Raw genomic sequence first — 12,156 nt, 5'->3', positions numbered from 1 at the left:
GAAATGTTAAAATTTAAGAGATAAGAAGTAAGGATAGGTATGATAATGAGAGGAACTAGAGCTGAGGTAGACTTATCTGCATTAAGTCATAATTATCAATCAATGCGAGCAATGGTGCCAGAAAATGTAAAAATCGCAGGTATCGTAAAAGCAAACGCATATGGACATGACCTTGTAAGTATCGCAAAAAAATTAGAGCAATTGGGAGTGGATTATCTAGGAGTAGCCAATATCTTTGAAGCTAAGTCACTTAGAAATCACGGGATTGAATGTCCGATCTTAGTTATGGGAAAAACGTTTGAGGAAGATTATGATCTTGCTGTTAAGCACGATATTACTTTAACAATATTTGATCTGGAAGATGCGCGAAAGTTAAATCTAAATGCATCATATGATAATAAAGTTGCAAAAATTCATTTGAAATTTGATTCTGGGTTTAATCGATTGGGGTATAAAGAGATCCATAAACTCATAAGTGACGTGCTGGAGATTAAGAATTATGAATTTGTTGAAATTGAAGGATTGTTTACCCATCTAGCGCTAAAAAATGTTGAAGCAGATGAAGAGCAGTTTGATAAGTTTGATGAGCTATTAAAAAAACTAAAAGAGCTACAAGTAAATATTCCGATTAAACATGCATGTGATAGTATTGGTGCAGTTGCTTATCCTAGCAAGCATTATAATATGGTAAGGTTAGGCGCAATTTTATACGGATATTGTAGCCGTAAAACAGCATTTGAGCTTAAACCCGTGATGAGCTTTAAAACTAATATTTCTCAGATAAAATATCTAGAGATAGGAGAAGGTGTTGGATATGACTATCTGTTCGTAGCAAAACGAAAGACAACACTTGCAGTTTTACCAGTTGGATATGCCGACGGTTTACCTAGAAATTTATCTAATGCGGGATTTGTCGTTATCAATGGGCAAAAAGCACCTATTATTGGTTTGCTTTGTATGGATCAGTGCATGGTAGATGTAACAGAATTACCATCATTAAGTGTGGGTGATGAAGTTATATTGTTCGATGAACATGCACCGACACTCTCTGAAGTCGCCAAAATTGCACAAACTAATCGAAATGAATTATTAGCAAGAATTGCAATAAGAGTTCCAAGGCTTATTTTGGATGAAGAAAATATTACGCGAATTGACTATATGGATAGATTTTGATGCCAATAAGGAGTAAATATGAAATACTATGATGATCCTATATATAAAGAAGTTATTGGATATAAAGATTGGCTAATAGCGTTGAGGAGACAATTTCATAGCCATCCCGAGTTAAGTGAATTTGAGTTCACAACGCAAGAACGCATAATTGATGAATTAAATGAAATGGGAATTAATAATTACCCAAGTGCAGAAACTGGTGTTTGTGCGGTATTACTCTCAGACAATAGTCGCACAACAATTGGTTTGAGAGCTGATATTGATGCTCTACCAATTCAAGAAGAAAGCATCTCATCTTATGCCTCGACTATACCAGGTGTAATGCATGCTTGTGGACATGATGCACATACGACGATTCAATTAGGTGTAGCTAAGTACTTTTCAAGACGGAATCAAATGCTTCAAAGTAATCTGAAGTTTTTCTTTCAACCTGCTGAAGAGACTGTAGGTGGAGCTGAACGTATGGTTGAGGAGGGTGTTATGAGATCGCCGGATGTAAGTTATATGCTTGGACTTCACGTTATGCCCTATATGCCAGTTGGAGAAATAGAGATTCGTGATGGAAAACTTAACGCAGCCTCTGATTCGTTCTCAATAACGATTAAAGGAAAAGCTGCACATGGTGCATATCCCCAGCAAGGTGTGGATGCTATTGTAATTGCAGCTCAAGTGATTGTGTCTATTCAAACTTTAATTTCAAGAATGATTTCACCTCTCGATCAAGCTGTGATTACTATAGGAAAAATAAACGGTGGCGTGAAAGACAATATTATATCAGACGAGGTTGTTTTTTCAGGTGGAATGCGTACAACAGATGAAAAGACTAGGCTTTTTTTGAAAGATAAGATTGAAAATCTAGTAACTTCAACTTGCGATTATTATGGCGCTACTGGAGAGGTGAGCTTTGAACCAGGTTACAAAGCTCTTGTAAATCATTTGGAAGTGACAAGTATTATTCGAAGTGAGGCGCATGAAGCATTAGGTATCGAATCAGTACATGAAAAAGAATTGCCATCATTAGGAGTAGAAGATTTTTCATATTTCTTAGACGAGGCAAAGGGCGCTTTTTATCATCTGGGTTGCGGCGTAAAAGATCAACCCAATGGAGCACTTCATACGAAAGACTTTGATATTGATGAGATGTGCTTAGTGATGGGAACTTATCTTCAAATTAAATTCATTAATGCGCTATCTAATAATAATAAAGAAGGTGATTAGCAGTTGAAAATCAGCGAAATTAATAACATTAACGATCAAATTGAAAATGATGAAGCTATCACTTTGGTTACCAAGAAAAAGTTGATTGATGAAGCGATAACACTTAGTCAAGCGTTAGATGAACCAGCGGTGCTAGCCAGATCACTTGTAAATCTTGCTACTTACTTACTGAGCACTGGTGAACCTTCATCTGCCAATGAAAAGGCACTTGAGGCAATGAAAATAGCTGAAGAATTACAACTACACAATATTAAGCGAAGACTTTGTAATTTGCTTGGAAATATTAACAGCTATTATGGGCGTTATAATATTGCACTTAATTATTATCATCAATCTTTACGTCTCTCGCAACAGTTAGAGATAGAGGCCGCTAAAAGTGGGATTCTCAACAATATTGCGATACTTTATGGCACCATTAAGATGAACGATCGAGCAGTTGAGTACTATTTAGAAGCTCAAAAGTCAGCAGAAAGAGAGCATAATTATAGACTGTATTTTCTCATAACGCATAATATTATCAATTTATATTTTGATGGTAATAATCTGGAACAAGCAAAAACACATATGTCAAAGATGGAAGCGATGCTTACTTTGAAACCAGAAGTTAAAGAATATGTTGGGATCACTTTTCTTAATAAAGCTAAGATAGCGATACTCGAAGGAAAATTAAAATATTCTCTTGAAGCTACATTAAATGGAGAAAATATTTTTGAAGAAATCGGAGATATTGTAGGGATCAATGAAGCGAGATTGCTGAGGAGCAAAATCTATTTTGAAATGTGTGATTATGAACGTGCTTTTGAGATCGGTATAAAATTATGCGAAGATGCCGAGAGACAAGCGGAATTTGAACTTGAGAGAGAAGCGAGAATGCATGTCAATAAAATTGCTCAATATATGGAAATCAATCCTCAAATAGAATGGAATTATAAACGTATAATTGTACTGGATGAGCAACTTTTAAGCAATTTATATCAGATGAGTTTGTATCAGCATGAAGAACGAATTGATATTGAACTTCAACAACAACTAAAAAATAATACAGATCGACTTATTGAAAATATGAAGTTCATCAATGAAGTATCTAAAGATATTTCTAAGGAACTAAATTATGATGCCCTAATTAAGATTATAATTGGAAAACTTGCTAGTTTTGTTCAATTTGATGCATTGGTAATTGGCTTATATGACAAAAACCGTGAGGTACTGTTTAACCGAATCACATATGAAAAAGGTGTCATTAATCAGAGCTATGATGTGCCCCTTTCAAATAAAAGTAGTATGGGAACTTGGGTTGTCAGGAAGAAAAGAGATCATTATACAGGCTATCTAAGTCATATGGTGCTAGATGATTTTGAACCGTTGCATAAGAATTTTAAAGACATAACTGTGCCTTATGAAACAGTATATTATGCCCCTTTAATTGATGATGAAGAAGTAATCGGTGTTTTTTCACTTCAAAAGTATACAATTAATGGCTTTGATCATTTGCAGATAGATATGTTAAGAGCGATTGCATCATATATTGCCATCGCAGTAGCTAACGCACTAAAAACTGCTAAAATGAGAGAGCTCAATGAACAACTGAAAACTATTTCAAAAAAAGATGGACTAAGCCAATTGCTCAATAGATATGCACTCAATCAAGATGCTAAACCAATTTTAAGCCAATTCAATGATCAAAAGATGACGATATCAACATTGATGTGCGATATTGACTATTTTAAAGAATACAATGATTACTATGGACATGTTGAGGGAGACAATGTAATTATAAAAGTAGCTCAGATCCTCACAAAAATCTGTTTAGACTATACCCCATATATCTATAGGTATGGTGGCGATGAGTTTTTAGTCGTTTTTCAAGATTTAGAGGAAACAAAAGTTGAAAGTATCGCATATGATATTTTAAAGTCAGTCGATTTAGCAGATATGCCACATATTGAGAAGGGTATCGGTGAAAAAGTAACCATAAGCATTGGTCTTGCGCACTTTTCTCCATCTAATGAATTGTTAAATGAAGATGACTTACTGAGAGGTGCAGACATTTCACTTTACATTTCAAAACGGAAAGGTAGAAACCAAGTTAGGGCAACAAGATTTTAAGTTTAAAAGTTTGACATATTATTGACAAATAAGTCTGGTATTGATAAACTATTAACAAGATCATATTCTCGAGAATTTCTTTAGAATGTGTGATTTCCATATTCCACCTAACAAGAAAGAGTTATCTGAATTGAAAGGCAGGAGCTATAGTTTAACCCTATTAGGGTTGTTTCATGTTGACTTTAGCCTTCTCCTTGGAGAAGGTTTTTTTATGAGTTTAATTACATTTGATAACATATAATGCGTAAAAGTTGTTTGGGGGATATATGGATAAGAAAATAGCAGTTATAAGTGCGATATTAGAAGAACCACATGATGTACAACAAAGATTCAATGAGATTATCGCTGAGTTTAGAGGTATCGTTAAAGGGCGTACTGGTATCCCTTTTGATCAGTATGGTTTATCGGTTGTTACGATTATTATTTTAGGTACTGTTGATGAAATCAATAGTCTAACAGGAAAGTTGGGTAACTTAAAACATGTTTCAGTGAAAACTTCAATTTCGAAAAAGACAATTGAAGCTTAATGGAGGAAGATATGGCAAAGTATGGCGATCAGAACTATGGTGAAGCAAATTTTATTGATCATGCATTAATTGAATCAGTGCTTGAAAAAACGAAAGATGCTACTGATGAAGTTATCGATACAATTATAGAGAAAGCAAAGTTAAAAAGGGGATTAGAACTTGAAGAAATAGCAGTTTTATTACAAGCACATTCACCTTCGCAACTTGAAAAAATATATAAAATTGCATCAGACATTAAGCAATCAATCTATGGCAATAGGGTTGTTTTATTTGCACCCCTTTATGTGAGTAATTATTGTGTTAATAATTGTGTCTATTGCGGCTATAAACGTGAAAACGAATTTCCGAGACGCAAATTAAATGAAGCAGAGATTCGTGAAGAAGTAAGAATCTTAGAACGTATGGGACATAAACGACTTGCGCTCGAAGCGGGAGAAGATCCTGTAAATTGTACAATTGATTACGTAATTGATACACTTCGAATTATTTACGATGAAGCGACAGCAAAAAGTAACATCAGACGAGTAAATGTCAATATTGCTTCTACAACAGTAGAGAATTACAGAAAATTGAAAGAAGCTGAAATTGGTACTTATATATTATTTCAAGAAACATATTACAAACCTACCTATTTAGAAATGCACCCTAGATCTTTAAAAGGTAATTATGAATACCATTTAACTGCATTTGATAGAGCAATGCAAGCTGGTGTTGATGACGTTGGAGCAGGAGTGCTTTTCGGTTTGTCTGATTATAGGTTTGAAGTGCTTGCGTTAATGCTTCACAATCAGCATTTAGAGGACAATTATGGCGTTGGATTCCATACCATCTCCGTACCGAGAATCAAAAAAGCAGAAGGAATGGAGCTCAATGAATTCAATCATATACTAGATGATGAGACCTTTAAAAAGATCGTTGCAATCTTAAGAATTGCAGTACCTTTCACAGGTATTATACTTTCAACAAGAGAAACAAAAGAGATTCGCGATGAGCTAATTCATCATGGTGTTTCACAGCTAAGTGCAGGTTCATGTACTGGTGTTGGTGGTTATAAAGAAAGTGAAGAGGGCCCTAAAGAAGTAGCACAGTTTAAAGTATCAGATGAGAGATCACCGGTAGAGGTGATTAAAGGTCTGATTGAAGCTGGTTTTATACCGAGTTATTGTACCTCTTGTTATAGAATGGGAAGAACAGGAGATCGCTTTATGTCCCTTGCTAAGTCAGGACAAATTCAACATGTATGTCAACCGAATGCTTTGATGACTTTAAAGGAATATGCATTAGATTTCGGTGATGAAGCCTTAAATATCCAAGTAGATGAATTTGTTGATAAAGAAATTAAGAAAATTAGTGATGTTAAAACAAGAGAAACCGTAGTAAAGGGCATTCAAGATTTAAACGATGGTGTCCGAGATATTTTCTTATAGCTTAATAAAAAGTTTACTATACAAGGAGTTATTATGAATAAAACACCAAATGCAAATAGAGTTCACATAGGAATCTATGGCAATAGAAACGCTGGAAAGTCATCACTGTTTAATGCGATTATTGGTCAGGATGTCGCTGTGGTTTCTACTTTTGAAGGAACTACCACTGATCCTGTCTTTAAGGCGATGGAACTCATTCCTTTTGGACCAGTTGTTTTCATCGATACGGCTGGATTGGATGACGAGGGCATACTAGGCTCACTTAGAGTTGAGAAAACTAAGCAAATGCTAGGTAGAACAGATTTTGCTCTTTATGTGATGGACGGTTCAAATCCAGACATTACTGCTTATCACAGTATGGTAGATGTCTTCAAAAGATTTAATATTCCACATCTTTTAGTCGTTAATAAAAAAGACCTTTTAACAGATGAAGGAAGTATGAAATTAGAAGGTTTAAATACAGAATTTCAACTCATCAACAGTGGCGTGTTAAGCGATATTCATGCACTTAATGATGTATTGATGAAGAAACTAGATACTTTAAGTGAAGAAGCACCACTTGTAGGTGATCTTCTTCCATATGGCAGTACAGTTGTGCTCGTAGTTCCTATTGATTCTGAAGCACCAAAGGGACGAATTATTCTTCCTCAAGTTCAAATCATTCGTGATTGCTTGGATCATGGCATTAAATGTCATGTGGTGAGAGATACTGAACTTGCTGATACACTTTCAGAGCTAAAAAAAGTTGATTTAGTTATTACTGATTCACAAGCTTTTCGTGAAGTGAGTAAGATAGTGCCTCCAAGCATTCCTTTGACCGGATTTTCGATTCTATTTTCAAGACAAAAGGGCGACATTAAAAAATTGCTAAATGGACTCAATTCGTTAAAAAATTTAGACAGTACTTCTAAAGTCTTGATCAGTGAAAATTGTACACATAATCATTCTCATGAAGATATAGGAAGGGTAAAAATTCCAAAGCTGATTCATGATCATATCAGCCCTGATATCAAAATTGAGTTTGCAATGGGACATGATTTTCCTTCAGATCTGTCAGTTTATGATGTGGTAATTCACTGTGGTGCATGTATGGTAAATCGCAAAACGATGTTAACACGTATTGATCAAGCTGAACAAGTTGAGGTTCCAATGACCAATTATGGTTTGACCTTGGCTCATTTTTCAGGTATTCTCGAAAGGAGTATAGAAATCCTTAAAGACAGGATGTGATTAAGTGATACAACGCTATAATAGTTTGAGCGATTATATGAAAAAGACATATGGTAAGAAGATGGTTAAGCTTTCACTTGATGGAGGTTTTTCTTGCCCTAATAGAGATGGCACATTATCAAGTTCGGGATGTGTATTTTGTTCTGAAGAAGGATCTGGTGATTTTTCAGGGTTAATTGTAAATGGTGAAAAGTGTAAAAATATAGATTTGGCTATGCAAGTAGAGAGCCAGAAAAAATTATTGTCTTCAAAATGGAATGATTGTGGTTATATTGGGTATTTTCAAAGTTATACCAATACTTATAAGCCTTTAGAAGATTTAGAAAACCTCTATGGAGAAGCCTTAAATTGCGAAGGAGTAGAGGGACTCGTCATCGCGACAAGACCAGATTGTGTAAATGATAAGCATATTGAACTTTTTAAACGGTTTAATGTACTTTGGGTAGAAATTGGACTTCAAACCATTCATGATGATCGTGCTGGTTGGCTCAATAGACATTATGATATGATAGCATTTGAAAAGACTTTTCAGCTGCTTAAAAACGCAGGAATACCAGTTGTAGTGCATCTAATTGCAGGTTTACCCAATGAAACAAAGATGGATTTTTTAAAATCCATAGATTATATAACTGCAATAAAACCTTTTGGTATCAAACTTCATATGCTTCATATTGTAAAGAATACGCCCTTGGCAAAGATCTATAGTGAAAGGCCATTTGAACTACTCGATGAAGAAGAGTATATAGAATGGATTTGTGAAGCGATAAGTAAACTACACCCCAAAATTGTGATTCATAGACTAACTGGTGATGGTAAAAAAGAAGATGTGTTAGCACCAAGCTGGATTTTTAATAAAAGACATGTACTTAATCACATAAATAAACGCCTTAACACGATGGAAATCATGCAAGGCGATCAAGTTAAAACAATGGTAGTTGATTGATAGAAGTTACGATATACACAAAAATAATGATAGAGAGTGCAATCATTAGTGTTAAAAGTAACGGCCAATGAATCGTGCTGTTGTTTTTTCTTATTTCCCTAAGGTTTAACGTTAACCCAATAAGATCGAGAATCACAATTATAATAGCGACAATGAGAGCGCCAAAAAGGTATTCACTTTTCCAAAATTGTGGGCGATAAAAATCAAAAAAATAATCTAGAACATACATTTTCTTAGGTCTTGAAAAAAGAAGCATTACAAATGCAATAAATATTCCGACAGTTCCAATAAGACCAAATACTTGTAATCTTTTGTATTCAGTTGAATAGATATCTATAAAGTTATCATCTTCATGATCAAAGTAGCTTGTGATCTTTTGACTTATCTCAGGGTTGAGATGTAGAATCTCAGTTTGTTTTGCGTATAGGTATTGTATTAAAAATTGTGACTCAGTTTCAGTTAACCCCTCAAATTGGATACGATTTAGATAGCGTCTAATTTCTACTTGAGGCATGCTATCGAGGATACGACACCTTATTTTAAATATTTTATAATCTTGGTAGTCAGAGTCAAGAGCTTCCTTAGGTTTAGGATTGGCATCAAAAGTAATTTCTATTATAGTATTACTAGGCAATTGAATTGTGGATAAAGCCAACATGCCAGAAGAACTGATGTCTTTTGTCATTAACTCGTAATTAGAGTTTCTAAAATTAAAGGTGTAAGTATTATATATATTAACTCTAAAAGATTGTCTACGTTGAACTTTTGTAGGTTTATCCACTACCATAAGTTTAATGGTAGATAAATTATGTGCAAAGTTGCGATCAACTATTCGACATTTTACCGAAAATAGGTCTTTGCTAGACGGATCTGGTGATGAAAATGTAACGAGTAGGTATTCATCAATATGGAAATTATATACTTTTCCATGATAAATTGGGGCTATGATCTTAAATACACCGTCTTTGAAGCCAGTCTCAATAACCGTTCTAAGTATTAAATCTGTTGCTTTTAAATTTTCATCTCTTACAGATACGGTAACTTCCACGGAGTGGGAGGGTAGTAATATATTTGATAGCTCCATTGCGATACCTCCAGTACAATTTATTGTTTATTTTCTCATCAAAAGGGGTATTAAGTCAATATAACAAACCACTTTGGTTTTTTATAGATGGAATTTGGGACGTCCGTAAGAGGCAGTGGCCTCAAATAATGAATGAGTATTTCCTACAAGCTTTAAAATGATACCAATTACTTTGTTTTTGATTAAATAGGAGGAATGCTTATATTGAAAGAATCTTATAATACAACTGAATATGAACCAAATATTCGTGCCAAATTCCAGTGAATGGACTTTCATGTGTTATGTGAGAGTCCATTTTATATTTGGCAAATCATAAACTTTAGGGTTGATCGCAAATAAAAGCATCAATGTGACTTTGCTCTAGCATATTGATAAATTGCTCGGTCATGCGAGCGGTTAAACCCCAAATGGTATAATCTTCGTAATCATAAAAAACAACTGGATATTTCATGGTCTTAAAATTATAATTTTTACCCTCGGGAATACTTTGATAAGGAAAATCATCAGACAACTTAAATTTGGAGTCAATTATATAAGTCGTTGGCTGATGCTTAACAAAATACTGAACGGGTACTGTAAAAATATGATCTACTTCATCTTTCGAAAAAGGAATTTTGTCAAAATCATACTTAATAATACCGACAAAACAATGGATGATCATATCGAAGCTGGTTAATATAGAATCAATTTGTCCAATCAACTGGATATCAGAATCGAGAATCCCTAGTTCTTCACATGTTTCTCTTATAGCCGCCTCTCTTGAATGTTCGATCTCCTCAATTGAACCGCCTGGAAAGCAAATTTCACCAGGTTGTGATTTTAATGTAAGGGCTCTTTTTTCAAAAAGCAGATGCCAGCACCCATCTCTTAATATTAAAGGTATAAGAACTGATGATTGTCGTCTTACACCACTTGTATTTGGTTTGTGTCCTTGAATTAAATCTATAAGTGTGTCAATCATTTAATACTCCTAGTTATGTTCTCAATCACCATAAAATGATGTATAATGGTACAGTATCAAAGCCTGTACTATTCTTATAATACTATATTATACCCAAAACTCAAAACACTAGTCTAGATTGATTTAAAAGGAGACAAAGAATGATTTATTTATTTATCGTATTTGCAAAAGTAATTGAAGTTTCAATGGCAACTGTTAGAATGGTTCTGATCACAAAAGGCGAGAGAAAAATTGGCGCAATCATTGCTTTCTTCGAAGTGTCACTTTGGGTGGTTTTGGTAAGTACAGTTCTTGATAATATTATGGAAAACCCTTTAAAAATAGTTGCTTATGCACTTGGTTTTTCAGTGGGTAACTATCTTGGCAGTTGGATAGAAGAGAAAATTGGTATCGGTTTAGCTGAAATGCAGGTTATATTAAAAGATGAACATGGTGAACCAGTTGTAAAAGCATTGAGAGACAAAGGTTATGCTGTAACGGTTTTAAAAGGTGAAGGGAAATTCCACCCTAGATACGTTCTTTTAATGTACGTACAAAGAAAAAAAATCAAAGAATGTGCAAACTTAATCAAATCCGTTCAAGACAATGCAGTTATCACGGTTTCAGATAAGAAGGCAGTTTATGGCGGATACGGTGTTGTGCGCAAATAGTCAAGTGAGGAAGATAATGAATTCAAATTTTAAAGTAAGAGAAATAGATATAGATGGTATAAAAATCGGTGGAAAAAATGCAATAATAATAGCTGGACCTTGTTCTGTGGAGAGTCAGGATCAAATTATACAGATCGCTAAAGCGGCAAAAGCGGCAGGTGCAAATATGTTGCGAGGTGGGATATTTAAGCCTAGAACTAATCCAAATGATTTTCAAGGATTGGGCATAAAAGGCCTGGAATACCTATTAGAGGCAAAGCGTCAAACAGGACTACCGATTGTTACTGAGCTAATGGATACACAGCATTTAGATGCTTTTATAAAGCATGTAGATATCATTCAAATAGGATCAAGGAATATGTATAATTATTCTTTACTGAAAGCTGTAGGAGAGACTAAGAAACCAATTCTCTTAAAACGCGGATTTAGTGCAACGATTAGAGAATGGATTTTAGCAGCTGAGCATATTGCTAAAGCTGGCAATGAGAACATCATTTTCTGCGAAAGAGGGATAAGAACGTTTGAAGAATACACTAGAAATACGCTAGACTTAACGGCTGTTCCTATTATACAAAAGGAGACAGGTTATCCAATTATAGTTGATCCAAGTCACGGTACAGGTATTAGAGCACTTGTAGGGATTATGTCGGAAGCTGCAATAGCGTGTGGGGCAAATGGTTTACTTATTGAAGCACATACTCATCCTGAACAGTCAATTTCCGATAAGGATCAAACGATTGACATAGGGGAGTTGGAACAAATCACCAAACGTATAGCTTTGCTAAAATAATCGATTAAATATGAAAAGGACGCATGTAGATGAAAAAAGATCATCTA

At 34.6% G+C, this 12,156-nt stretch carries 11 protein-coding genes; 9 read left to right on the top strand and 2 right to left on the bottom strand.

Translation table 11 applies throughout. The annotated features are described in order from the left end of the window. The first annotated feature begins 45 nt into the window (after positions 1-45). The 7 genes from alr to QE109_RS05625 all read left to right on the top strand — a co-directional run bounded on the left by alr (position 46) and on the right by QE109_RS05625 (position 8,624). Positions 46-1,173, top strand: coding sequence for an alanine racemase (gene alr, locus QE109_RS05655; protein ID WP_281093442.1), 1,128 nt, complete (start codon positions 46-48; stop codon positions 1,171-1,173). An 18-nt stretch (positions 1,174-1,191) separates the two neighbouring features. Beyond that, positions 1,192-2,391, top strand: coding sequence for a M20 metallopeptidase family protein (locus QE109_RS05650; RefSeq protein WP_281093441.1), 1,200 nt, complete (start codon positions 1,192-1,194; stop codon positions 2,389-2,391). 3 nt (positions 2,392-2,394) lie between these two features. Continuing rightward, positions 2,395-4,497, top strand: coding sequence for a sensor domain-containing diguanylate cyclase (locus QE109_RS05645; RefSeq protein WP_281093440.1), 2,103 nt, complete (start codon positions 2,395-2,397; stop codon positions 4,495-4,497). Between the two features lie 266 nt (positions 4,498-4,763). Continuing rightward, entirely contained in the window at positions 4,764-5,024 is a 261-nt protein-coding gene (locus tag QE109_RS05640; RefSeq protein ID WP_281093439.1) for a TM1266 family iron-only hydrogenase system putative regulator, read from the top strand. Between the two features lie 11 nt (positions 5,025-5,035). Next, the gene (hydG, locus tag QE109_RS05635) at positions 5,036-6,451 is read left to right on the top strand and encodes a [FeFe] hydrogenase H-cluster radical SAM maturase HydG (RefSeq protein WP_281093438.1); all 1,416 of its coding nucleotides are present in this window, start codon (positions 5,036-5,038) and stop codon (positions 6,449-6,451) included. Positions 6,452-6,484: 33 nt separating this feature from the next. Further along, on the top strand, positions 6,485-7,681 hold the full coding sequence (gene hydF / locus QE109_RS05630; protein WP_281093437.1) for a [FeFe] hydrogenase H-cluster maturation GTPase HydF: 1,197 nt from the start codon (positions 6,485-6,487) through the stop codon (positions 7,679-7,681). Between the two features lie 4 nt (positions 7,682-7,685). Next, positions 7,686-8,624 carry a TIGR01212 family radical SAM protein gene (locus QE109_RS05625; protein WP_281093436.1) on the top strand — a complete coding sequence of 313 codons (939 nt, stop codon included), beginning with the start codon at positions 7,686-7,688 and terminating at the stop codon, positions 8,622-8,624. On the opposite strand, the gene QE109_RS05620 is transcribed toward QE109_RS05625, so the two are convergent. Beyond that, positions 8,602-9,708 (bottom strand): PilZ domain-containing protein, encoded by a 1,107-nt coding sequence (locus QE109_RS05620; RefSeq protein WP_281093435.1) that lies wholly within the window; start codon positions 9,706-9,708, stop codon positions 8,602-8,604. The two genes, QE109_RS05625 and QE109_RS05620, sit on opposite strands and share 23 nt — an antisense overlap. A gap of 319 nt (positions 9,709-10,027) precedes the next feature. Continuing rightward, positions 10,028-10,669, bottom strand: coding sequence for an NUDIX hydrolase (locus tag QE109_RS05615; RefSeq protein ID WP_281093434.1), 642 nt, complete (start codon positions 10,667-10,669; stop codon positions 10,028-10,030). Positions 10,670-10,809: 140 nt separating this feature from the next. Between QE109_RS05615 and QE109_RS05610 the strand changes: the two genes are divergently transcribed. Beyond that, positions 10,810-11,319, top strand: a complete 510-nt coding sequence (locus QE109_RS05610; RefSeq protein ID WP_281093433.1) for a DUF2179 domain-containing protein — start codon at positions 10,810-10,812, stop codon at positions 11,317-11,319. Then, positions 11,255-12,109: a 3-deoxy-7-phosphoheptulonate synthase gene (gene aroF / locus QE109_RS05605; protein WP_342637113.1), complete on the top strand. Its 855-nt coding sequence runs from the start codon at positions 11,255-11,257 to the stop codon at positions 12,107-12,109. Before QE109_RS05610 ends, aroF begins: the two co-directional genes overlap by 65 nt. Positions 12,110-12,156 lie beyond the last annotated feature (47 nt).

This window comes from Fusibacter bizertensis, assembly GCF_029914245.1.
GTDB lineage: Bacteria > Bacillota > Clostridia > Peptostreptococcales > Acidaminobacteraceae > Fusibacter_C > Fusibacter_C bizertensis.
The sequence above is the reverse complement of the archived record's forward strand: the minus strand, read 5'-3'. Positions and strand labels throughout refer to the sequence as shown.